The organism is Pseudomonas helvetica (assembly GCF_039908645.1).
Lineage (GTDB): Bacteria > Pseudomonadota > Gammaproteobacteria > Pseudomonadales > Pseudomonadaceae > Aquipseudomonas > Aquipseudomonas helvetica.
In genome coordinates this window covers 344570-367631 of the sequence record NZ_CP150917.1, presented here as the reverse complement: position 1 = coordinate 367631, position 23062 = coordinate 344570, and the positions used below count along the sequence as shown (strand labels likewise).

Below are 23062 nucleotides of genomic sequence, written 5' to 3'. Positions count from 1 at the left end.
CGCCCGAACGCGGACCGGCCGGCGGGAGCAAGCTCCCTCGCCACAAAAGAGAAAACTGCGCCAGCCTCAGGATTTGACGGGTGGCTTGCGCAGCAAACTGAACGCCATCCCTGCCAAGCCTGCCACTCCTAGCAAGAGCACCGCCCACAAGCCGATCTTCTTCCAGTTCATGCCCGGGACAATCGGCACCACTGCTGTCGCCGGCGAAGTCACCACCGCCGCACCATCGACCTTGGCCTGGCCTAACGTTGCCAGACGCTTGGGACTGTAATCGGGAATCAGCGTCGACAGCGGCAAACTCGCCGCTTTAACCGTCGCGCTACCCAGCGCCAGTGTGTACGGCCCCACCCCGCGAGCGAGGAACACCACTTGGGTCGAGCGCACGGCATAGCGCACTGTCGGAGCCTGTGCGCCCAAGCCGCCGCCACGCTCATCGACGGTCAGTTTCAACTGCTGCACCACATGGCCAGGCAGCTGCAATTGGTTCTGCACCACATCCTGACCATTTTGCGTCAGCCGATAGAGCAAACCACTGCTCAAGGGCTGCCACGGCAAACTGCTTTCGCGACGTCCCGACAGGGTCACCGGCGCCAGGCTGTTGGCCTGGCTCAACTCGACCTGCAAGCGCTCCACGCTCAAACCCATCGGCAATTGCCAGGTGTATTCACCGGCCCTGGTGCTGCTGCCGGCCAACGGCTCGGACCAGACCAACGGCTGCGGCAGGTAGCTGGAACTGGTGCTTTGCAGTTGCGCCGAGGTCAGCGCGGGCGCCGCTTGCGGGGTTTTCCACAGCAAGCGCAGATAACGCGCGCTCTGCCCCGGCAAATCGACGTCATGCTGTTCGACGCGTTCGTCGGCAAACGACAGCCGCGCTACCTGACCTTCGCCCCAAGGCTGCCAATGCTGCAAATCATCACTGGCTTCGATGCTGAAACGCTGGAAGCCGTCGCGCTCGCTGCTCCAGTCGAGGATCAACTGCTGCAACGGCGCCTTGATCGCGCTGGCGTCCAGTAACCAGCCGCGCAGTACTTCTTTGCCAGCCTTGAGCGGATTCGATGGCTGGACCTCCACCAGCGTGCCGCTGGCATTCGACTGCACGCGCACACTTGGCACCGCCTCGCTGGCAGAGGCCGAGTCGTAAATCGGGAACCACTTGACGTTATTCACCACCAGACTTTCGCGACTCTGCGCCTGTTCCCGCGCCAGCGAATAGGCCTGCACTTCACCGGCTGCGTTGAATACCCGCACGTCGCTGAGATCGGTCTGGCGCGCATTCAATTGCACCGCCAGCGGCAATTCGAGGCGATACCACGGCCCCTCGCCGCTCAGGCTCAACGGCACCTGCGTGGTGAAGTCTGCCGGTGCTTCCTGAGCCGCGGCCGACAACGCCACACAGAGTCCAACAACGCCCAGCGACCACTTCCGATTCAAGATGACACTCCTTCAGATTCATTGGCCGGTTTCTCAGGCCCGGGCGTTGGTTCGGCGCGTTTGGGCGGCAGCGGTGCGAAATAGCCCACCACCAGCAGCAACACGCCCACACCGATAAACGACACGATCCGCGCCAGACCGCCACGGTTACTCAGTTCGACAAAGACCAGTTTGGCGACCACCAGCGCAATCAACCCTGCGCCGACCAGCCAGACTTCCCGACGATGGCGCAAATGCCCGCCGATCATCAGGCTCAGGGCAATCAGGGTCCAGACGATCGACAAGCCCGCCTGCACCAGCATCGACTCCAGCAACGCATCCAACTCAAACGGCACGCCAGCCCAATGGTGAGCGCTGCGCATCACCAGCGCGGTGAAGAAGGCAAACAGCGAGACTCCGGCCACGACTTGCGTGGCACCCTCAGCGTAATCGGCACGAATCGCCAATTGGCTGACTGCACTGCGCGACCACATATAAACGCCGAACAAGGCAAACAGCAGGCCGATGTCCAACGGGTTGAGCAACGGCAGATAAGGCAACGGTTCGGCGGTGCCGTCGCTGGCAATGTTCGCCAGCCAGAACCAGCCGAGCATCAACAGCGCCAGCGGTAGCGCGGCGTACACGCGGTACTCGCGGGCATACGTCGATACCGGCCACGGCCAGGCGCGCGGTGCGGCCATCAGCACCAGATACAGGCTCGGCAAGATCGCCCAACCCAGCCAGCGCCAAGCGTTGTATTGCTCGGACAACACCAGCAAGCCGTAACGCAGCTCCAGCGCCAACACGCCGATCAACAGCCAGCAACCCACCACGTGAGCAGCGCTCAATACTCGCGCGGGGAGCATCGGCGCCAGGCGCCGCAGCGAGATGAAATGCATCCCGAACACCATCGCCCACGCCAGCCAGCCGAAATTCGCTGCAGGGTGATAACGCGAATACCAGGCCGCGACCAATACCAGCGCCGCCGCTGGAATCAGCAACGTGCAGAGCACGCCCAGTGCCGGCCATTGCAGTCGTCGGGACAACAACGTCCACACTGCGACGCTCAGCGCTGCGAGGCCCAGCAACAGCGTGGCTTGCAGGTTCAGCGGTGCAAACCGCAGCACTTCGCTGATCAGCGCCAGCGCCCACCAGGCGGCGCCCCACACCAGCAGCAACTCGGACAAGCGCTGCAAACTCAAGGCATCGAACGCACTGGCATGATTGCCAAGCTGCAAGCGCCAGGCACCGACCATCGCCGCCAGCCCGAGCACCATCGGCGTCCAGAAACCGCTGTGGCCCAGTGGCCGCAGACCTTCGCTGGCGAGCGGCCCGAGCAGTTCGGGGCCAGCGATCAGGAACGCCGCGCCGCCGATCACCTGCAACAACAAGCCAAAGACAAAACTCACCCGCTGCTGCAAGTACAGGCTCAGCCAGATGATCAACAGACCGCTGGCCGCCCACACCGCGCTCGCCGTTTGCCACGGCAACACGAACAGCACCGCCAGATTGATCAGCACCAACCCGGCCAGCAACACCACCGACAACCCACGCAGCAATCGTGCGTCACTGCGCACCATGTCGTCGCGAGCGGCGAACAGCATTCCGCCGATCAACGCCAGGCCAATCAACGATGCGGTGAGCAAACCGCTCCAGCCAGCACTGAACACCGCCGCCTCCTCACCGCTGGCGCCTTGCAGCCGCAGCAGGAACAACACACCGCCCAGCAGTTGCACCCCAAACGCCGTAAACAGGAAGGTCCGCGATTGCAGGCGCAAGCCGACAAACAACGTCACCAAACCGGCCAGCGCCCAACTGATCGCAGTACCGTGGGTGAAGAAGGACAACGGCGCCAACAGATAAAGGAACGTCAGTCCTGCACAGGCCAACACCGGCAAGCCCTTGCGTTCCCAGGCCGAGGTTTGCTCAGGGGAAGCGTTGCGCAAGTGGTAGAAACTGAACAGCAACGCCACGCCGAGCATCAGCGCACCAAGCGCTGAACCATCGAGCAGACTGCTGTCGCCCAGGCTCAGTTTGCTGAGGAACGCCAGCGCCGAACCCAGCTGCAACAGCAAGGCAAAAGCCCGCGCCAACGGCCGATGCTGACGCAAGCCAAGCCAGAAGATTCCCGCGCCCTCCACCGACCAGGCGGCCGCCGTCCAGCGCGCATCGAGACCCAGCGGGATCGCCAGGCTGGCGAAAATCACCCCCAGCGCCAGGCAGGTTTCCGCCAGCAGCAGGGCTCGACCGCCGCTGAGAAAACGCGCCAGGCCCATGTACACGATGCCCAACGCTAGCGCGCTGAACGCGGCAGCGAACTCAAAATGATGAATCAGCGCGAACTGCATGCCAAAGCCCACCAGTGGTGGACCGAAGAGCATCGTGCCGTCGACGTAGTCGCCCTTGCGCGCCGACCAGCGCAACAGCGCGTCACGGCTGTCATCCTCCGGCGCGTCAGTCATCTCGAGCAGTTTGCGGCGGGTGAACAACAAGCCGATCGCCAGGTACATGAGGAAGAACAGGATCAGGAACGGCTCGGTGCTCCACAGCAGTTCCGGCGTATAGGAACGCACGCCCCAGGCGAAACCGATGCCGAAGGTGCCGGCGAAGCCAATCAGGTTCAGCGGGCGCCAGGCCTTGAACCAGGCAATGGCGAGGATGCCGGTGTTGAGCAAGGCGAAGTAGCTGAACAGCGCGACATGGTTGCCGGCACCGGTGGAGGTCAGGATCGGCGCGGCGAACCCGCCCAATGCCGCCGCGCAGGCCAGCGCGAGCGAGTCCTGGGTGATCGCCAGAATCGCCGAGAAGATCGTCACCGCCACCAGCAAGCCCAACGCCGCCGTCGGGTCGAGCAACGGGTGCAGGCGCATGGCGGCGAACACCGTCAGGTACAGCACGGCAATGCCGGTCCCCTGCAGGATCAACGCGTAGTTGGTGTTGCGCAGTCGCAACCACCAACCCAGGCCCAGCAACGCCAACGCGGCCGCAGCGACCCCGGCGTAACGCAATTCAATTGGCACCACCATGCCTTCGGTGGCGTAGCGCAGCAAAAACGCCAAACCGAAGAACAACAGCACCACGCCGACCCGCAGTACGGTGTTGCCACCGAACAGCCAATTGCGTGCGGCGGTAATACCGCGCTCGATCAGATTCGGACCACGGGGTTCGGCCGGTTGTGGTGGTTCGCTGGGTTGCGGGGCCCAGAGATCAGCAGGCTCAGGTGTGATGCTCGCGTGTACCGGTTCGAATTCGGGCGGCAATTCCCAAACCAGTTCCTGCGCGGCAGACAACGGCGCCGGGCCAGGCTCGGGCGCTTGGTCAAAGACGATATCAGGAGAAATAGTCGGCTCGCTGGCCGTTGTCGACTCAGGGACCGGAGCTGCCTGGACGCCACGGGTTTCCAATAACGCCAGCCGCTGCTCGACCACGTCGAGGGCAACCTGCGCCTGCTCCAGTTGGCGACGCTGTTCGTCCGTTTGTGAATTCAGGCGCCTGAGCACAATCGCCTGCCCCGCACCCAGGCCGATCAACGCGCCAATCAGCGCATCACTGAATGACTCATCGAGCACCCAGCCCAGCACCAGCCCTATCAGCATGAACATCCATTGCATGGTCGATATCCCTAAGCGGTTCCCACAGTCCGTTGAAACCGAGCATATCTACCATTGAAAACACTGCTCTTCGTAGCAGCTGGCGAAACCTGCGTTCGGCTGCGAAGCAGTCGCAATCCAGACACCTCAGTCTCTCTTCAGAAACGAGGTATGGCATTTACGACCGCTGCGCGCTCGAACGCAGGCTACGCCAGCTGCTACGGACGGTGTTCCAACCTGACAGGGCAGATACCAAACGCACAGACGGACAGATCCGAGCCACTCATGGCCCGGTAAAACTGCTGCCTAGTATATCGATCCGGCCCTACAACCGCTGGGCCTTGCTCGCAATTATTGCTAAAAGTTACTCCAGCGCTTTCCAGATATCCGTGGCGTACTCGCGGATGGTCCGGTCGGACGAGAACCAGCCCATGCGCGCGCTGTTGAGCACCGCCGAGCGCCACCACTCCTTCGAGTCGTGCCAATGCTCTTCAACCCGCACCTGGGCATTCCAGTAGGAATCGAAGTCGGCGCAGACCAGGAAGCGGTCATATTCGATCAACGAATCGATCAACCCGGTGTAACGCGACGGCTCATCGGGCGAGAACACACCGCCACGAATCGCTTGCAGTACATCCCCCAATCGACGGGAGGCGGCGATGTCCGGTGCGGCATAGAACTCGTGATTCTGCTTGCGCGCCTCAACCTGCTGCGCGGTCAGTCCGAAAATGAACATGTGCTCGACGCCAATGCGCTCGCTCATTTCCACGTTGGCACCGTCCAGGGTGCCGATGGTCAGCGCGCCATTGAGGCCAAACTTCATGTTGCTGGTACCGGAAGCCTCAAAGCCAGCCGTGGATATCTGCTCCGACAGGTCGGCCGCCGGAATGATGCTCTCCGCCAGGCTGACGTTGTAGTTGGGCAAGAACACCACTTTCAGCAAGCCGCGCACCGTCGGGTCATTGTTGACCACCCGAGCGATGTCGTTGGTCAGTTTGATGATCAGCTTGGCCTGGTGATAACTCGCGGCAGCTTTGCCGGCAAAGATCTTCACCCGCGGCACCCAATCGACTTCCGGCTCGGCGCGGATCGCCTGATACAGCGCCACGGTGTGCATCAGGTTGAGCAACTGGCGCTTGTACTCGTGAATCCGTTTGACCTGCACGTCGAACATTGCCGCCGGATTGACCGCGATCCCCAATCGTTCATGAATCAGATAGGCCAAGGCTTTTTTACTGTGCAAGCGCTGCTCGGCGAACTTGTTGCGGAATGCCGCTTTCTCGGCAAACGGCTCCAGGCCGATCAGTTTCTGTTCCGGGTTATCCAACAGATCCGGGCCCAGCGCATCGACCATCATCGAGGTCAGTTCCGGGTTGGCCTGATAGAGCCAGCGGCGGAACGTAATGCCGTTGGTCTTGTTGTTGATTCGCTCCGGATACAGCTTGTGCAGCTCGGAAAACACCGTGCTGCGCATCAGCTGGGTGTGCAGGGCGGACACGCCATTGACACTGTGGGAACCCAGAAACGCCAAGTTGCCCATGCGCACCCGGCGACCGTTGTCTTCCTCGATCAGCGACACCGCGCGCAATACGTCAAAGTCATGCATGCCTTTGGCGCGCAGCGAATCGATGTGATGGGCGTTGATCAAATAGATGATCTGCATGTGCCGTGGCAGCATCCGCTCCATCAAACCGACTGGCCAGGTTTCCAGCGCTTCGGGCAAGAGTGTGTGGTTGGTGTAGGAAAGCGTATCGACGGTGATCTGCCAGGCCGCGTCCCACGCCACGTCGTACACATCGACCAGTTGCCGCATCAATTCGGCCACGGCGATCGAGGGGTGCGTGTCGTTGAGCTGGATCGCTGCGTGATCGCCCAGGGTCAGCACCGAGGTGTGCATATTGCGGTGACGGCGCAGCAGATCCTGCAAGGACGCCGCGACGAAGAAGTACTCCTGACGCAGCCGCAGTTCCTGACCGGCCTCGGTGCTGTCGGCGGGATAGAGCACGCGGGAGATGCTTTCCGCGCGGGCCACTTCGGCCACCGCACCCAAGTGGTCGCCGGCGTTGAAGCGCTCCAGGTGCAAATCCTCCATGGCGCGTGCACGCCAGAGGCGCAAGGTGTTGACGCTAGCGCCACGCCAGCCGACGACTGGCGTGTCGTAAGCAATCGCTCGAACGGTTTCCGCCGGCGACCAGACTTGTTTGGAGCTGCCGGTCTCATCGGTCACGGTTTCAACGCTGCCGCCAAAGCCGATCGGGTAAGCCACTTCCGGCCGCTCGAATTCCCAGGGGTTGCCGAAATCCAGCCAGTTTTCGGTTTGCTCCTGCTGCCAGCCATCGACAACCGCCTGGCGGAACAACCCGTGTTCATAACGAATACCGTAGCCATGGCCGGCGATGCCGAGCGTCGACATGCTTTCCATGAAACACGCTGCCAGGCGACCGAGGCCGCCGTTACCCAGTGCGGCGTCCGGCTCCAGCAGGCGTATGCGTTCAAGGTCGACGCCCAGCTCGGTCAGCGCTTCACGAGCCACGTCGAGCAGGCCAAGGTTGCTCAGGCTGTCGTAGAGCAGGCGGCCGATGAGGAATTCCAGCGAGAGGTAGTAAACGCGCTTCTGGCCTTTGCGGTAGATCTGCCGCGTGTGGTCCATCCAGTGCTCGACCATGTGATCACGCGCCGCCAGGGCAATGGCTTCGAACCAGTCATGGTCAAAGGCGTGATCCGGATCCTTGCCCACTGCATAGGTAAGTTTGGTCAATACGGCGTCGCGAAATGCGGCCACTTCAGCTTCGCGAACTAGTGGTTCTTGAGTCATCGATAGGACCTCGGACGAGCATGAAATTGACTGAGCCTAGTCGGTCTGACATGAGATAAATGCACTCGTTCGGCGTTTTTTTTAATCGCCTGAATCGAGCCTATCCCCTTGCCGATACACGTTGAAAAGATGCAGATGCCATGCCGTTCCCTCGAAAAATTCAGTGTAGCCATAAAAAAACCGGCAAATGGTCGTTCAAAAAATCACCAGTCCCGGTATGATCGCGCGCCCTGATGCACGCTGGTAATTCCACATGATGAAGCCGAACCTGATCGCCGCCGCGGAGATCGACCGTCTCGATACCTGGGCCAAGTACTCCGCCCCGATGTGCGGCTCGTGCGCGTCCAGCTGCTGCACGCTGCCGGTCGAGGTCAAGATCAAAGACCTGATCCGCATCGGTATCGTCGACGAATTCGAACTGGGCGATCCACCCAAGAACATCGCCAAGCGCTTGCAGAAGGAAGGGATTGTCGAGCGCTACAACCAGAAGTCCGAGATCTTCACGCTCCAACGCATGAGCAACAACGATTGCCTGTATCTGGATCGTAAGAGCCGTTTGTGCACTATTTATGAAAAGCGCCCGGATACTTGCCGCAACCACCCGAAAATCGGTCCGCGGCCTGGGTATTGCGCGTACAAGCCGAAAGAAGTCGTGCGCGAGAGCAATCCGCGGACCCTCGACAAGTTCTGATCAAAGCCACTATTTCGTAGCAGCTGCCGAGGCTGCGTTCGGCTGCGCAGCAGTCGTGAATTCAAACACCGCAGTGCATCAGATACACCATATTTACCGGACTACGACTGCTGCGCAGCCGAACGCAGCCTCGCAGGCTCGACAGCTGCTACAGGCAGACAAACAAAAACGCCCCCGGCCTTTCGACCGGGGGCGTTTTCATTCAGCCTGAGTTAACTCAGTTCTTGGCTTTCTTGGCAGCGCGGGTACGCTCGCCTTCGTCCAGGATCTTCTTACGCAGGCGGATCGACTTAGGTGTCACTTCGCACAGCTCGTCGTCCTGGATGAATTCCAGAGCCTGTTCCAGGGTGAAGCGAACAGGTGGAACCAGGGCGATGGTTTCGTCTTTACCCGAAGCACGCATGTTGTCGAGCTTCTTGCCTTTGGTTGGGTTGACGCCCATGTCGTTGTCACGGCTGTTCAGACCAACGATCTGACCGTTGTAGATCTCTTGACCGTGTTCAACGAACAGCTTGCCACGCGCCTGCAGGGTTTCCAGGGAGTAGGTCAGCGCCTTGCCGGTTTCTACCGATACCAGAACACCGTTCTGACGGCCGGACATGTCGCCGGACTTCATGGTGTCGTAGCGATCGAAGATCGAGGTCAGGATGCCAGCACCGTTGGTCAGGGTCAGGAACTGGTTACGGAAACCGATCAGACCGCGAGCAGGGATGTTGTATTCCAGACGAACACGGCCTTTGCCATCCGGCACCATGTTGGTCAGGTCGCCTTTACGCAGGCCCATCTCTTCCATGACCTTGCCCTGGGATTCTTCAGGGGTGTCGATGGTGACGTTTTCGAACGGTTCCTGCTTCACGCCGTCAACCTGACGGATGATCACTTCCGGACGACCAACGCCCATTTCGAAGCCTTCGCGACGCATGGTTTCGATCAGTACCGAGAGGTGCAGCTCACCACGGCCGGAAACCTTGAACTTGTCAGCCGAGTCGCCTTCTTCAACGCGCAGTGCAACGTTGTACAGCAGCTCTTTGTCCAGACGTTCCTTGATGTTACGGGAAGTCACGAACTTGCCTTCTTTACCGCAGAAAGGCGAGTCGTTTACCTGGAAGGTCATGGAAACGGTTGGCTCGTCAACGGTCAGAGGCTTCATCGCCTCGACAGTGTCCGGGTGGCACAGGGTGTCGGAGATGAACAGCGAGTCCATACCGCTGATGCACACGATGTCGCCTGCCGCAGCTTCTTCAACGTCGATACGGTGCAGACCGTGGTGACCCATCAGCTTCAGGATACGACCGTTACGCTTCTTGCCGTCGGCGCCGATAGCCACGACCGGAGTGTTCGGCTTGACGCGACCACGAGCGATACGGCCAACGCCGATAACACCCAGGAAGCTGTTGTAGTCCAGTGCCGAGATTTGCATCTGGAATGGACCGTCACGGTCAACTTTTGGAGCTGGAACGTGGTCAACAATCGCCTGGTACAGCGGGGTCATGTCTTCAGCCATGTCGGTGTGGTCCAGACCGGCAATACCGTTCAGGGCCGAAGCGTAGACGACTTGGAAGTCCAGCTGTTCTTCGGTAGCACCCAGGTTGTCGAACAGGTCGAAGATCTGGTCCAGAACCCAGTCCGGACGTGCGCCTGGACGGTCAACCTTGTTGATGCACACGATCGGACGCAGGCCGGCTTCGAAGGCCTTCTTGGTCACGAAACGGGTTTGCGGCATAGGGCCGTCTTGAGCGTCAACCAGCAGCAGAACGGAGTCAACCATCGACATTACGCGTTCAACTTCACCGCCGAAGTCGGCGTGGCCCGGGGTGTCCACGATGTTGATGTGGTAGCCGTTCCAGTTGATGGCGGTGTTTTTCGCCAGAATGGTAATACCGCGCTCTTTCTCCTGGTCGTTGGAGTCCATCACGCGCTCGTCGTTGAGCTCGTTGCGCTCCAGGGTGCCGGATTGACGCAAGAGCTTGTCTACCAGGGTGGTCTTACCATGGTCAACGTGAGCAATGATGGCGATGTTGCGTAGATTTTCGATCACTTGTGTATCTCGATCAGAGGATTCGGTGTGCTGACAAGTCTTGGCAGCGATTTACAGTAGAGTCAGGCCTTGCCGTTACAGCTTGACGGCGGCGTCGGGGGGCCGGTGACGCAGGCCACAGGCAAACAGCCCCGGGCTCTTAGCTCGGTCGATAAACGCGCACATTGGCATGCCCCTCACTGAGCAAATGGTGGGCATGCAGGCGACTCATCACGCCTTTGTCGCAATACAGCAGGTACTGGCGAGTAGGGTCCAGTTCCTTGAAACGAGCGTTCAGAGCATAAAACGGCATCGCTTGTACCTCGATACCAGCAAGCTCCAGCGGGTCGTCTTCGGCGGCATCCGGGTGACGGATGTCGATGATGATCTGACCGGCCAGCGCCTCACTGACTTCTTCAACCTGCACATCCTGGCCCAATTCGTCGATCACCCGATCGATCGGCACCAGCTTGGCGTTCTCGAGCGCACGCTCGAGCACTGCCATATCGAATTCTTTCTCTTCATGCTCCACGCGCGGACGCTTGGCGTGGGTCTTGGGGTTCACCGAAATGACCCCGCAGTACTCCGGCATGTGCTTGGCGAAATCGGCGGTGCCGATTTCGTTGGCCAGGTCGATGATGTCCTGCTTGTGACTGGCGATCAGCGGACGCAACACCAGCTTGTCGGTCACGCAGTCGATCACCGACAGGTTCGGCAGCGTCTGGCTGGAAACCTGGGAAATCGCTTCGCCGGTGACCAGTGCCTCGATGTCCAGTCGATCCGCGATCCGGGACGCAGCGCGCAACATCATACGCTTCAATACTACGCCCATATGACTGTTATCGACTTTGCCGAGAATTTCTCCCAGCACTTCCTCGAACGGCACACTGACAAATAACACGCGCTGGGAGCTGCCGTACTTCTTCCAGATGAAATGCGCGACTTCCATTACGCCCAATTCGTGGGCACGCCCGCCGAGATTGAAGAAGCAGAAGTGGGCCATCAGCCCGCGGCGCATGATCTGGTAAGCCGCGACGGTGGAATCGAAACCGCCGGACATCAGCACCAGGGTCTGTTCCAGCGCGCCGAGCGGGTAGCCGCCGATGCTGTTGTGCTGGCTGTGAATCACGAACAACCGTTTGTCGCGAATTTCGATGCGAACTTCGATTTCAGGCTGTTTAAGCGAAATCCCGGCGGCGCCGCACTGACGACGCAGCTGGCTGCCGACGTATTTCTCGACGTCCATCGAGCTGAATTCGTGCTTGCCGGCACGCTTGCAGCGCACCGAAAAGATCTTCCCGGCCAGCGAATCACCATAGTGCTGCTTGCACTTGGCAACGATGTCGTCGAAGTCGCCCAGCGGGTACTCGTCGACCTGCAGGAAATGCGCGATGCCCGGCATGCAGCTCAGGCGCTCGGTCATGTCCTTCAAGGCCTTGGGGTCACTGACGTGCGTTTCCAGCTCGAGGTTGTCCCACACGCCGTTCACCACCACGGCCGGGTCCAGGTCGCGGAGCACAGCACGGATGTTCTTGGCCAATTGACGGATGAAACGCGTCCGTACCGGGCGGCTCTTGATGGTGATCTCGGGGAAGACTTTTACGATTAGTTTCATGAAAACAGCGCGCGCAGGGCCAGCCGAAAAAGGGGGGCGCGGATTATAGCGGAAATTGCTCAAGGTTTAACCAGTTAATGTGCAGAAGGTTTTCAATGCACCAAAACAGGTCATTTATGAAATTGAGCGCTACATTAAAGGGCGATATTTCCTGTTTTAAAGCGCCTTGCACCTTTATAAGCGTGATATTGGGGCAATTAACCCAAGTCGGGGCACTGGCATGCAATTTGCTCCCTTGTGAGGCAGGTTGCCAAGGCAGAGTATTCGCGCCGGCATCACCCACATTCTAAGGGCATCCATTACTAAGCCCGAAGCCACCCGGAGGACACTATGTCGAAGTCGGTTCAACTCATCAAAGATCATGACGTCAAGTGGATTGATCTGCGCTTCACGGACACAAAAGGCACTCAGCACCACGTGACCATGCCGGCTCGCGATGCGCTGGATGAAGCTTTCTTCGAAGAAGGCAAAATGTTCGACGGTTCCTCCATTGCTGGCTGGAAAGGCATCGAAGCTTCCGACATGATCCTGATGCCGGACGACACCACTGCCGTCCTGGACCCGTTCACCGAAGAGCCGACCCTGATCCTGGTTTGCGACGTGATCGAGCCTTCGACCATGCAAGGCTATGACCGTGACCCACGTGCCATCGCCAAGCGCGCCGAGGAATACCTGAAGTCCACCGGTATCGGCGACACCGTTTTCGTCGGTCCAGAGCCTGAGTTCTTCATCTTCGACGAAGTGAAGTTCAAGTCCGACATCTCCGGCTCGATGTTCAAGATCTACTCCGAACAAGGTTCGTGGATGTCCGACCAGGACGTGGAAGGCGGCAACAAAGGCCACCGTCCAGGCGTCAAAGGCGGCTACTTCCCGGTTCCGCCATTCGACCACGACCACGAAATCCGTACCTCCATGTGCAACGCCATGGAAGAAATGGGCCTGGTCATCGAAGTTCACCACCACGAAGTGGCGACTGCCGGCCAGAACGAAATCGGTGTGAAGTTCAACACCCTGGTCGCCAAGGCTGACGAAGTTCAGACCCTGAAGTACTGCGTACACAACGTTGCCGATGCATACGGCCGCACCGCGACCTTCATGCCTAAGCCGCTGTACGGCGACAACGGTTCGGGTATGCACGTTCACCTGTCCATCGCCAAAGATGGCAAGAACACCTTCGCTGGCGAAGGTTATGCCGGCCTGTCCGACACCGCCCTGTACTTCATCGGCGGCATCATCAAGCACGGTAAGGCCCTGAACGGCTTCACCAACCCGTCGACCAACTCCTACAAGCGTCTGGTCCCAGGCTTCGAAGCTCCAGTAATGCTGGCCTACTCGGCTCGCAACCGTTCCGCTTCGATCCGTATTCCTTACGTGTCGAGCCCTCGCGCTCGCCGTATCGAAGCACGTTTCCCGGATCCGGCAGCCAACCCGTACCTGGGCTTCGCTGCACTGTTGATGGCTGGCCTGGACGGCATCCAGAACAAGATCCACCCAGGCGATGCGGCTGACAAAAACCTGTACGACCTGCCGCCTGAAGAGGCGAAAGAGATCCCACAAGTTTGCGGCAGCCTGAAAGAAGCCCTGGAAGAGCTGGACAAAGGTCGTGCGTTCCTGACCAAAGGCGGCGTTTTCAGCGACGACTTCATCGACGCTTACATCGCCCTGAAAAGCGAAGAAGAAATCAAAGTACGCACCTTCGTACACCCACTGGAATACGAGCTGTACTACAGCTGCTGATCCAGTAACGCCCGCGCAAGCGGCGTAACAAAAAAGAGGCCTCCTTCGGGAGGCCTTTTTTGTGGGCGAACACTTATTATCAGGCCTACTGTTATAGGCATCATGCCCTTCCACGGAATGAAGAAGAGACGTCCCATGTACCTACGTTTGAGCCTTGCACTGTTCACCGCCCTGCTCGCCAACACTGCCTGCGCTGCCACCACTGCCACTCATGCTCCAGCTCCAACCCCGGCACCCGCGGCCCTCGCCCCGCTGCTCAGCACCATTCAGGAGCGACTGGTGATTGCTGACAAAGTCGCGCTGAGCAAGTGGGACAGCGGCAAGCCTGTCGAGGACCGTCAGCGTGAACGTGAAGTCATTGCCGATGCTATTGCCGAAGCGCCCTACTATAAATTGAGCAATGAAGCCGTTGAGCAGTTCTTCTCGGCGCAGATCGAAGCCAACAAGTTAGTGCAGTACGCGCATTTGTCCGACTGGCACGCACAAGGCAAAGCGCCCAACGACCCTCGCCCCGACCTCGTTGGCCTGATCCGCCCGCAACTCGACCTGCTGCAAACACGCCTGCTGCAGCAATTGGCCGATTTCACCCCGTATCGCAATGATCCGCACTGCCCGTCATGGCTGGCCAAAGCCAATAAAGCCGCGACCCAAGTGCCGCTGCGTGAGCTTGCGCTGGTACGCGCCACCGCCGAATTGTGCGGCGCCCATCCGTAGGAGCCGCATTTGAGCGAGATTTATTGATCTTTCGTGTCAGGGTGTTAGTGAATTGGGCCAACACTTAACCCTGGCCTATGCTGCAAACCAACGTTTTCGATTATTGGGCGTTTTTCATGGGTCGTGGTTTTCTGTTCATCCTGTTGCTGATCGCGCTGCCCGCCTCCGCGCAGATCTACCGCTACACCGACGCCAGCGGCAATACCGCCTACAGCAATCAGCCGCCCGATGGCGTGAAGAGCCAGGCCGTCGAGTTGCCGCCACTCAACAGCATCGAACACCAACCACCGATGACGCCCGAACAACCAACCCCGCACGCAGACAAAAACGCCGTGTATTCAGTGCTGGAACTGACCGGCCTGCCCAGCGATGAAGCCCTGCGCGCCAATAACGGCACCTTCACCGTCGGCGTGCAGATTCAGCCACGACTGCAAGGATCACATGTATTTAGATTGCTGCTGGACGACCAACCCTACGGCGAGCCAAGCAACGTGCCGCGCTTGCAACTGGTGAACATCGATCGCGGCGAACACCAGCTCGCGGTGCAGGTGCTCGCCGGAGAAAGCCTGGTGCAGCAAAGCCCGACCCTAACCTTCACCGTGCAGCGGGTACACCTCCCGTGAGGTGCTGGATAATCACCATGTGCCTGTGGCTGATCGCTGTGCCGGCGCAGGCCGAGGTCTACACCTACATCGACGCCCAAGGCAATCGGGTCTTCACCGATCAACCCCGCCCAGGAAACGCCAAGCGAGTCACACTGGCGCCAGGTAATCGCATGTCGGCCAATCCCGGCGGGACAATATCGCAAGCAGCCCCCAAGAAGCCTGAGGAAAAACCACTGTTTCACTACGACATGCTTCGCGTACTCGTACCGGAACCGGACGCTTCGGTGCGCAGCAGCGCGGGGGAAGTGATCGTCAGTGTCACCAACGAACCCACCTTGCAACGCGGCCATCGCTATCGGTTGTTACTGGACGGCCAACCGACTGCCGATCCCGGCCCCAGCCCGGTGTTCGCCTTGAGCAATATTGATCGCGGCACCCATCAACTGGCAGTGGAAATCCTCGACGAACACGGGCGGATTGTCGAACGCACAGCCAATCAGCCATTCCATATGCTGCGTATCTCCCTGGCGCAGAAGCGCCAGATCAAGCCCTGCACCCTGACCGATTACGGCCAACGCCCGGAATGTCCGCTCGCGGATAAGCCAGAAGAAGAAAAAGTCGGGATTTTTTCTTTCTTCTGAACCTTGTTCAGGTTTACGCACTATATTGGTGCATTCGGCTGCACCCCACCCATATTCCAACCCATTTTGGTTCGAAAATACCCGCAAAGGCCGGCAGAACGCCACGCAATCGCGCTTAAAACGCCTGTTTCAGGGCCTGAACGCTTCTTTTCGGAGCCTTGGTTTGGTTTTTGCATTTTCCTCGTATCAGCGCCCAGTTCACGCGCGCGATTCAGCCCCGCCTGAGCCGCCACGCTCCAAAAGAGGTCCTAATGACCATCAGCGACGCACTGCACCGCTTGCTACTCGACAACCTGACGACCGCCACCATTCTGCTCAACGCCGACCTGCGCCTTGAGTACATGAACCCCGCGGCGGAAATGCTCCTGGCCATCAGCGGCCAGCGCAGCCATGGGCAATTCATCAGCGAGCTGTTCACCGAGTCGACCGAAGCCCTTAACTCCCTGCGCCAGGCGGTCGAACAAGCGCACCCGTTTACCAAGCGCGAAGCGATGCTCACCGCGCTGACCGGCCAGACCCTGACCGTCGACTATGCGGTGACGCCGATCCTTAGCAACGGCGACACGCTGCTGCTGCTCGAAGTCCACCCGCGGGATCGCTTGCTGCGCATCACCAAAGAAGAAGCGCAGCTCTCCAAGCAGGAAACCAGCAAGATGCTGGTGCGCGGCCTCGCTCACGAGATCAAGAACCCGCTCGGCGGGATTCGCGGCGCCGCTCAGTTGCTGGCCCGCGAGCTGCCGGAAGAAAGCCTCAAGGACTACACCAACGTCATCATCGAGGAAGCGGATCGCCTGCGTAATCTGGTTGATCGCATGCTCGGCTCGAACAAACTGCCGTCGCTCGCCCTGTGCAACGTCCACGAAGTGCTGGAGCGCGTCTGTCATCTGGTGGAAGCCGAAAGCCAAGGTTGCATCACTTTGGTGCGCGACTACGACCCGAGCATTCCGGACGTGTTGATCGACCGCGAGCAAATGATTCAGGCCGTGCTGAATATCGTGCGTAATGCGATGCAGGCCATCAGCACCCAGAACGAGTTGCGCCTGGGCCGCATTACCCTGCGCTCGCGTGCCATGCGCCAGTTCACCATCGGCCACGTGCGCCATCGCCTGGTGACCAAGCTCGAGATCATCGACAACGGCCCGGGGATTCCGGCAGACCTGCAGGAAACCATCTTCTTCCCCATGGTCAGCGGCCGCCCGGACGGTACCGGGCTCGGCCTGGCCATTACCCAGAACATCATCAGCCAGCACCAGGGCCTGATCGAATGTGACAGCCATCCAGGCCACACCACATTCTCGATCTTTCTGCCACTGGAACAAGGAGCCACATCGACATGAGCCGTAGTGAAACCGTGTGGATCGTCGATGACGACCGTTCTATCCGTTGGGTCCTGGAAAAAGCCTTGCAACAGGAAGGCATGACCACGCAAAGCTTCGACAGCGCCGATGGCGTGATGAGCCGCCTGGCGCGCCAACAACCGGACGTGATCATCTCCGACATCCGCATGCCCGGCACCAGCGGCCTGGACCTGCTGGCACGGATTCGCGAGCAACACCCAAGGTTGCCAGTGATCATCATGACCGCGCACTCCGACCTGGACAGCGCTGTCGCGTCCTATCAGGGCGGTGCGTTCGAGTACCTGCCCAAGCCGTTCGACGTCGATGAAGCAGTGTCGCTGGTCAAGCGCGCCAACCAGCATGCCCAGGAACAGCAAGGCCTGGAAGTGGCGCCAATCCTGGCCCGCACCCCGGAAATCATCGGTGAAGCGCCGGCGATGCAGGAAGTGTTTCGCGCCATCGGGCGTTTGAGCCACTCCAACATCACCGTGCTGATCAACGGCGAATCCGGTACCGGTAAAGAACTGGTGGCCCACGCCCTGCACCGCCACAGCCCGCGCGCGGCCTCGCCGTTTATCGCGCTGAACATGGCGGCAATCCCCAAGGACCTGATGGAGTCCGAGCTGTTTGGTCACGAAAAAGGCGCGTTCACCGGTGCGGCCAACCTGCGGCGCGGACGGTTTGAACAAGCGGATGGCGGCACACTGTTCCTCGATGAAATCGGCGACATGCCGGCCGACACCCAGACGCGATTGCTGCGGGTACTGGCCGATGGCGAGTTCTATCGCGTCGGCGGTCATGTGCCGGTCAAGGTCGATGTGCGCATCATTGCCGCGACTCACCAGAATCTGGAAACCCTGGTGCACGCCGGGAAATTCCGTGAAGACCTGTTCCACCGCCTGAACGTGATCCGTATCCACATTCCGCGCCTGTCAGACCGTCGCGAAGACATTCCGACCCTGGCCAAGCATTTCCTCGCCCGCGCCGCACAAGAACTGGCGGTGGAGCCGAAGCTGCTGAAAAGCGAAACCGAGGAATACCTGAAGAACCTGCCATGGCCAGGCAACGTACGGCAGCTGGAAAACACCTGCCGCTGGATCACGGTGATGGCGTCGGGCCGCGAAGTGCACATCAGTGACCTGCCGCCAGAGCTGCTGAGCTTGCCGCAGGATTCGGCACCGGTGACCAACTGGGAGCAAGCGCTGCGTCAGTGGGCCGATCAGGCGTTGGCGCGTGGTCAGTCGAGCCTGCTCGACAGCGCCGTACCGAGCTTCGAGCGGATCATGATCGAAACCGCCCTCAAACACACCGCCGGACGCCGTCGCGACGCTGCCGTATTACTGGGCTGGGGCCGCAACACCTTGACCCGCAAGATCAAGGAACTGGGGATGAAGGTCGATAGCGGCGATGACGATGAAGGGGATGAGGGTTAAGCCGCCTATAGATCTTCGCTGATCTGCAGATCCAATCGCGGGCAAGCCTTGCTCCTACCGTTTTGTGGTGAATCACACATCGATGATTCAACCCCGAACCTGTAGGAGCAAGGCTTGCCCGCGATGCTTTTAGAGGCTGCGTGCACCGCCTCAATGCACCGTGAACCGCAATCGCGCACTCCACGGCAAGCAAAATCCCGCCTCCAGCAACACGAAAAACCATTGCACAAAAAACACAAAGCCCCGGAATACGGGGCTTTCAGCGCTTCATGCGGGCTTTTTGTTGCTACCTATAAAAACCTGGCACGCCCCCTGCAATAGTCCAATCAGTGATTCGATTCACTACCCAGTTTCGGGGGCCTTGGTACAGGCAGGCCGGGGATTCCCCTCTTTACATCCGGGGTTCATCACGCAGACCGCGACGAACCCCTCCCGTTTTGGGGAACCTTGGTACAGGCAGGCCGGGGATTCCCTCTTTTATTGCTCCTGGAGATGGACCTCCAACCGCCAGCGGTCATTGACCTCGCTACCGGCCCACTCCCCCTTCAAGGGGCGGGCCGCCACCAGCGTCAGCAACAAGCCCTTATCACTCAATCGCACCCGCCAGTTCACGTCCTTGCCGTTGAGCTTCAACTGACCGTTTTGCGCCTTGCCCTCAGCCTCGAACAGCAACGCGACGCTACCGTCGATGAACTCGCCGTGGGTCTTGGGTTCATTGTTGAACCACACCACCAAGCCATCGGGTTCGACCTCAACCTGTTGCAATACTGTAGGGTCGGGCTCGGTCAGGCGACCGATCATCATCCCGACCATGACGCCGACAATCGCCAATGAGGCCATCACCCGAGGGAATAGCTTCGGTCTTGGGTCCTCTTCAGGCGTAGAATGCTGCCCATCTTTACCTTCGGAGCCGTGCATGTTTCACGTCATCCTTTTTCAACCAGAAATTCCGCCGAATACCGGCAACGTTATCAGGCTGTGCGCCAACAGTGGCTGCCACCTGCATTTGATCGAACCGCTGGGCTTCGAGATGGACGACAAGCGCCTGCGCCGGGCCGGCCTCGATTACCATGAGTATGCCACTTTGCAGCGCCATGCTGATCTCCCAAGCTGCCTGGAAAGTCTTGGTCATCCGCGCGTGTTCGCCTTCACCACCAAGGGCTCCCGGCTGTTCCACGACGCCAGCTTCGCCGAGGGTGATGCCTTCCTGTTCGGACCGGAAAGCCGTGGCCTGCCAGCCGAGGTGCTGGACGCCCTGCCTGCCGAACAGCGCCTGCGCCTGCCGATGCGCGAAGGGTGCCGCAGCCTGAATCTGTCCAACACCGTGGCGGTGGCCGTGTACGAAGGCTGGCGCCAGCTAGGCTTCAAATAACCCTCGACCCCCCGTACATGATCGTTCCCACAGCGTGGGAACGATCAATACTCGACACCATAAAAAAAGCGCCTGTTACGGCGCTTTTTTCGTTGCGGCATCGAACGCTTACTGAACGGTCTGGGCGCCGTCTTGCTGCATGCGTTGCATTTCTTGCGCGTACAGGGCGTCGAAGTTCACCGGGGCCAGCATCAGGGCCGGGAACGAACCGCGGGTCACCAGGCTGTCCAGGGCTTCGCGAGCGTACGGGAACAGGATGTTCGGGCAGAAAGCACCGAGGGTGTGGCTCATCGAGGCTTCGTCGAGGTTCTTGATCAGGAAGATACCGGCCTGTTGAACTTCAGCGATGAACGCCACTTCGTCACCGTTTTTCACGGTAACCGACAGGGTCAGCACCACTTCGTGGAAGTCGGCTTCCAGCGCTTTCTGACGGGTGTTCAGGTCCAGACCAACGCTCGGCTCCCACTGCTGGCGGAAGATCGCCGGGCTTTTCGGAGCTTCAAAGGACAGGTCACGCACATAAATGCGCTGCAAGGAGAATTGCGGTGCAGTTTCTTCTTCAGTAGCAGCAGTGTTCTGTTGGTCAGTCATCTCAGATCCTTTCTGATCTTGGGGTCTTGTAGGGTTTGCTGATCTTAAGGGTTCAGTCAGGCCGTGAGCAGCGCGTCGAGCTTGCCGGCGCGGTCCAGGGCAAACAAATCATCACAACCACCAACGTGGGTGCTGCCGATCCAGATCTGCGGCACGGACGTACGTCCGGCTTTCTGGGCCATCTCGGCACGCACCTGCGGCTTGCCATCGACCTTGATCTCTTCGAAGGCTACGCCCTTGTTCTCGAGCAGGTACTTGGCTCGGGAGCAGTAGGGGCAGTAATCGCTGGAGTAGACGACGACGTTTTTCATATCACTTCACCAGCGGCAGATTGTCGGCTTTCCAGCTGGAGATCCCGCCGGACAGCTTGGCTGCGGTAAAACCGGACTTCAACAGCTCGCGAGCGTGAGTACCGGAATGCTGGCCCAGGGCGTCGACCAGAATGATGGTCTTGGCCTTGTGCTTTTCCAGTTCGCCAACGCGAGCGGTCAGTTTGTCCTGCGGAATGTTCAGCGCGCCAACGATGTGACCGGCGGCGAAATCCTTGGTGGTACGGATATCGACAACCACGCCCTGGTCCTTGTTGACCAGCGCAGTCAGCTCAGCGGTGCTGAGGCTACGGCCGCCACGGCTCATCTCGCGAGCGATCAACAACGCCAGCAGTACGACGAAGATACCGACGAGCAGATAGTGGTTAGTGGCAAATTCAATCAGGTGAGCAACCATCAAGGAGGTTCCAGGGCGTTAAAATGTCGGCCAGTATACACAGCCACTATGGTGGGCCAAACCCCGTCCGGCGGTGACGCGGTCTGAACTTCGCTTTAAACTGCCACTCCCTTTTTCCATCGCACCTTTAACTTAAGCCAGAGTGGAATCCATGACTACCACGCCTAAACCTTTGGTCCTGATTATTCTCGACGGCTTCGGTCACAGTGAAAGCCAGGAATCCAACGCCGTGTTCACGGCCAAAAAGCCGGTCCTCGACCGTTTGTACGCCACCGTACCGAACGGCCTGATCTCGGGTTCGGGCATGGACGTCGGCCTGCCGGACGGGCAAATGGGCAACTCGGAAGTCGGCCACATGAACCTCGGCGCAGGCCGCGTGGTGTATCAGGACTTCACCCGCGTGACCAAAGCGATCCGCGATGGTGAATTCTTCGAGAACCCGACCATCTGCGCTGCCGTGGATAAAGCCGTTGCTGCCGGCAAAGCCGTGCACTTCATGGGCCTGCTGTCCGAAGGCGGCGTGCACAGCCACCAGGATCACCTGATCGCCATGGCCGAACTGGCCTTCAAGCGCGGCGCCGAGAAGATCTACCTGCACGCCTTCCTCGACGGCCGCGACACGCCGCCAAAAAGCGCACAGTCGTCGATCGAGCTGCTGGATGAAGCGTTCAAGACGCTGGGCAAAGGCCGGATCGCCAGCATCATTGGCCGTTACTTCGCCATGGACCGCGACAACCGCTGGGATCGCGTGTCCCAGGCCTACAACCTGATCGTTGACGGTAACGGCGAATTCAACGCCGCCACCGCCCAGCAAGGCCTGGAAGCCGCTTACGAGCGTGGCGAAAGCGACGAATTCGTCAAAGCCACCACCATCGGTGAACCGGTCAAGGTCGAAGACGGCGACGCCGTGATATTCATGAACTTCCGCGCCGACCGCGCCCGTGAGCTGACCCGGGTATTCGTCGAAGACGATTTCAAGGATTTCGAGCGCGCGCGCCAGCCGAAACTGGCCGGTTTCGTCATGCTGACCCAATACGCCGCCAGCATTCCTGCACCGGCAGCCTTTGCGCCGGGCAGCCTGGAAAACGTGCTGGGCGACTATTTGGCGAAAAACGGCAAAACCCAACTGCGCATCGCCGAAACCGAAAAATACGCTCACGTAACCTTCTTTTTCTCCGGTGGTCGCGAAGAGCCATTCCCGGGCGAAGAACGCATCTTGATCCCGTCGCCGAAAGTCGCCACCTATGACTTGCAGCCAGAAATGAGCGCACCGGAAGTCACCGACAGGATCGTCGACGCGATCGAAAACCAGCGCTACGACGTGATCGTGGTCAACTACGCCAACGGCGACATGGTCGGCCACAGCGGCGTGTTCGATGCCGCGGTGAAAGCCGTCGAGTGCCTGGACCTGTGCGTCGGTCGCATCGTCGATGCCCTGGAAAAGGTCGGCGGCGAAGCGCTGATCACCGCCGACCATGGCAATGTCGAGCAAATGTCCGACGAATCCACCGGCCAGGCGCACACCGCTCACACCACGGAACCAGTACCGTTCATCTACGTCGGTAAACGCAACCTCAAGGTTCGCGAAGGCGGTGTACTGGCGGATGTGGCACCGACCATGCTCATGTTGCTGGGCCTTGCGAAGCCTGCCGAAATGACGGGTACGTCGATTCTGGTGTGATCAAGGCTTTCAAACGCTGCTAAACCCTGTGGGAGCAGCCGGGCGACGTTCGCCTGATCGCGATAGCAATCTGACACCAACTTCACA

18 protein-coding genes are annotated in these 23062 nt (G+C 59.7%); 9 read left to right on the top strand and 9 right to left on the bottom strand.

Annotated elements, in window-relative coordinates; genetic code table 11:
- Positions 1–66: 66 nt before the first annotated feature.
- The 3 genes from AABM55_RS01635 to AABM55_RS01625 all read right to left on the bottom strand — a co-directional run bounded on the left by AABM55_RS01635 (position 67) and on the right by AABM55_RS01625 (position 7815).
- Positions 67–1431 (bottom strand): DUF3999 domain-containing protein, encoded by a 1365-nt coding sequence (locus AABM55_RS01635; RefSeq protein WP_347928652.1) that lies wholly within the window; start codon positions 1429–1431, stop codon positions 67–69.
- The gene (locus tag AABM55_RS01630; protein ID WP_347928651.1) at positions 1428–5021 is read right to left on the bottom strand and encodes a DUF2339 domain-containing protein; all 3594 of its coding nucleotides are present in this window, start codon (positions 5019–5021) and stop codon (positions 1428–1430) included. Before AABM55_RS01630 ends, AABM55_RS01635 begins: the two co-directional genes overlap by 4 nt.
- 343 nt (positions 5022–5364) lie before the next feature.
- A complete protein-coding gene (locus AABM55_RS01625) occupies positions 5365–7815 on the bottom strand; it encodes a glycogen/starch/alpha-glucan phosphorylase (RefSeq protein WP_347928650.1) in 2451 nt (816 codons plus the stop codon).
- Between the two features lie 253 nt (positions 7816–8068).
- Here AABM55_RS01625 and AABM55_RS01620 point away from each other — a divergent pair, with 253 nt between their 5' ends.
- Complete coding sequence (locus AABM55_RS01620; RefSeq protein WP_347928649.1) at positions 8069–8506, top strand: YkgJ family cysteine cluster protein; 438 nt, start codon at positions 8069–8071, stop codon at positions 8504–8506.
- 217 nt (positions 8507–8723) lie between these two features.
- Here the strand turns inward: AABM55_RS01620 and typA are convergent, their stop codons facing one another.
- Entirely contained in the window at positions 8724–10544 is a 1821-nt protein-coding gene (gene typA, locus AABM55_RS01615; protein ID WP_054595173.1) for a translational GTPase TypA, read from the bottom strand.
- 139 nt (positions 10545–10683) lie between these two features.
- Positions 10684–12138: a tRNA uracil 4-sulfurtransferase ThiI gene (thiI, locus tag AABM55_RS01610; protein ID WP_054595172.1), complete on the bottom strand. Its 1455-nt coding sequence runs from the start codon at positions 12136–12138 to the stop codon at positions 10684–10686.
- A 330-nt stretch (positions 12139–12468) separates the two neighbouring features.
- Between thiI and glnA the strand changes: the two genes are divergently transcribed.
- From glnA to ntrC, 6 genes are all read left to right on the top strand, one after another.
- Entirely contained in the window at positions 12469–13875 is a 1407-nt protein-coding gene (gene glnA / locus AABM55_RS01605; protein ID WP_019691316.1) for a glutamate--ammonia ligase, read from the top strand.
- A gap of 135 nt (positions 13876–14010) precedes the next feature.
- Positions 14011–14589 (top strand): chorismate mutase, encoded by a 579-nt coding sequence (locus AABM55_RS01600; protein WP_347928648.1) that lies wholly within the window; start codon positions 14011–14013, stop codon positions 14587–14589.
- Between the two features lie 116 nt (positions 14590–14705).
- Positions 14706–15212 (top strand): DUF4124 domain-containing protein, encoded by a 507-nt coding sequence (locus tag AABM55_RS01595; RefSeq protein WP_347928647.1) that lies wholly within the window; start codon positions 14706–14708, stop codon positions 15210–15212.
- Positions 15209–15835 carry a DUF4124 domain-containing protein gene (locus AABM55_RS01590; RefSeq protein WP_347928646.1) on the top strand — a complete coding sequence of 209 codons (627 nt, stop codon included), beginning with the start codon at positions 15209–15211 and terminating at the stop codon, positions 15833–15835. The genes AABM55_RS01595 and AABM55_RS01590 overlap by 4 nt, the downstream gene beginning before the upstream one ends.
- 251 nt (positions 15836–16086) lie before the next feature.
- Complete coding sequence (gene glnL, locus AABM55_RS01585; protein ID WP_054595169.1) at positions 16087–17172, top strand: nitrogen regulation protein NR(II); 1086 nt, start codon at positions 16087–16089, stop codon at positions 17170–17172.
- Positions 17169–18605: a nitrogen regulation protein NR(I) gene (ntrC, locus tag AABM55_RS01580; RefSeq protein ID WP_054595168.1), complete on the top strand. Its 1437-nt coding sequence runs from the start codon at positions 17169–17171 to the stop codon at positions 18603–18605. The genes glnL and ntrC overlap by 4 nt, the downstream gene beginning before the upstream one ends.
- A gap of 477 nt (positions 18606–19082) precedes the next feature.
- Here the strand turns inward: ntrC and AABM55_RS01575 are convergent, their stop codons facing one another.
- Entirely contained in the window at positions 19083–19523 is a 441-nt protein-coding gene (locus tag AABM55_RS01575) for a hypothetical protein (protein WP_081013726.1), read from the bottom strand.
- On the opposite strand from AABM55_RS01575, the gene AABM55_RS01570 reads away from it, so the two are divergent.
- Positions 19522–19977, top strand: a complete 456-nt coding sequence (locus tag AABM55_RS01570; RefSeq protein ID WP_054595166.1) for a tRNA (cytidine(34)-2'-O)-methyltransferase — start codon at positions 19522–19524, stop codon at positions 19975–19977. The two genes, AABM55_RS01575 and AABM55_RS01570, sit on opposite strands and share 2 nt — an antisense overlap.
- A gap of 108 nt (positions 19978–20085) precedes the next feature.
- On the opposite strand, the gene secB is transcribed toward AABM55_RS01570, so the two are convergent.
- From secB to AABM55_RS01555, 3 genes are read right to left on the bottom strand one after another with little or no spacing between them, the layout of a single operon-like run.
- On the bottom strand, positions 20086–20568 hold the full coding sequence (secB, locus tag AABM55_RS01565; RefSeq protein ID WP_054595165.1) for a protein-export chaperone SecB: 483 nt from the start codon (positions 20566–20568) through the stop codon (positions 20086–20088).
- Positions 20569–20624: 56 nt separating this feature from the next.
- Positions 20625–20879: a glutaredoxin 3 gene (gene grxC, locus AABM55_RS01560; protein ID WP_019691307.1), complete on the bottom strand. Its 255-nt coding sequence runs from the start codon at positions 20877–20879 to the stop codon at positions 20625–20627.
- Position 20880: 1 nt separating this feature from the next.
- Positions 20881–21294 carry a rhodanese-like domain-containing protein gene (locus tag AABM55_RS01555; RefSeq protein ID WP_054595164.1) on the bottom strand — a complete coding sequence of 138 codons (414 nt, stop codon included), beginning with the start codon at positions 21292–21294 and terminating at the stop codon, positions 20881–20883.
- A 151-nt stretch (positions 21295–21445) separates the two neighbouring features.
- Between AABM55_RS01555 and gpmI the strand changes: the two genes are divergently transcribed.
- On the top strand, positions 21446–22975 hold the full coding sequence (gene gpmI, locus AABM55_RS01550) for a 2,3-bisphosphoglycerate-independent phosphoglycerate mutase (RefSeq protein WP_347928645.1): 1530 nt from the start codon (positions 21446–21448) through the stop codon (positions 22973–22975).
- Positions 22976–23062 lie beyond the last annotated feature (87 nt).

What these genes read in the sequence shown, in the direction of transcription:
- AABM55_RS01630 (WP_347928651.1), bottom strand. Translation starts at nt 5,021, where the DNA reads ATGCAATGGATGTTCATGCTGATAGGGCTGGTGCTGGGCTGGGTGCTC.
- AABM55_RS01625 (WP_347928650.1), bottom strand. Translation starts at nt 7,815, where the DNA reads ATGACTCAAGAACCACTAGTTCGCGAAGCTGAAGTGGCCGCATTTCGC.
- AABM55_RS01620 (WP_347928649.1), top strand. Translation starts at nt 8,069, where the DNA reads ATGATGAAGCCGAACCTGATCGCCGCCGCGGAGATCGACCGTCTCGAT.
- thiI (WP_054595172.1), bottom strand. Translation starts at nt 12,138, where the DNA reads ATGAAACTAATCGTAAAAGTCTTCCCCGAGATCACCATCAAGAGCCGC.
- glnA (WP_019691316.1), top strand. Translation starts at nt 12,469, where the DNA reads ATGTCGAAGTCGGTTCAACTCATCAAAGATCATGACGTCAAGTGGATT.
- AABM55_RS01600 (WP_347928648.1), top strand. Translation starts at nt 14,011, where the DNA reads ATGTACCTACGTTTGAGCCTTGCACTGTTCACCGCCCTGCTCGCCAAC.
- AABM55_RS01595 (WP_347928647.1), top strand. Translation starts at nt 14,706, where the DNA reads ATGGGTCGTGGTTTTCTGTTCATCCTGTTGCTGATCGCGCTGCCCGCC.
- glnL (WP_054595169.1), top strand. Translation starts at nt 16,087, where the DNA reads ATGACCATCAGCGACGCACTGCACCGCTTGCTACTCGACAACCTGACG.
- ntrC (WP_054595168.1), top strand. Translation starts at nt 17,169, where the DNA reads ATGAGCCGTAGTGAAACCGTGTGGATCGTCGATGACGACCGTTCTATC.
- AABM55_RS01570 (WP_054595166.1), top strand. Translation starts at nt 19,522, where the DNA reads ATGTTTCACGTCATCCTTTTTCAACCAGAAATTCCGCCGAATACCGGC.
- AABM55_RS01575 (WP_081013726.1), bottom strand. Translation starts at nt 19,523, where the DNA reads ATGCACGGCTCCGAAGGTAAAGATGGGCAGCATTCTACGCCTGAAGAG.
- secB (WP_054595165.1), bottom strand. Translation starts at nt 20,568, where the DNA reads ATGACTGACCAACAGAACACTGCTGCTACTGAAGAAGAAACTGCACCG.
- grxC (WP_019691307.1), bottom strand. Translation starts at nt 20,879, where the DNA reads ATGAAAAACGTCGTCGTCTACTCCAGCGATTACTGCCCCTACTGCTCC.
- AABM55_RS01555 (WP_054595164.1), bottom strand. Translation starts at nt 21,294, where the DNA reads ATGGTTGCTCACCTGATTGAATTTGCCACTAACCACTATCTGCTCGTC.
- gpmI (WP_347928645.1), top strand. Translation starts at nt 21,446, where the DNA reads ATGACTACCACGCCTAAACCTTTGGTCCTGATTATTCTCGACGGCTTC.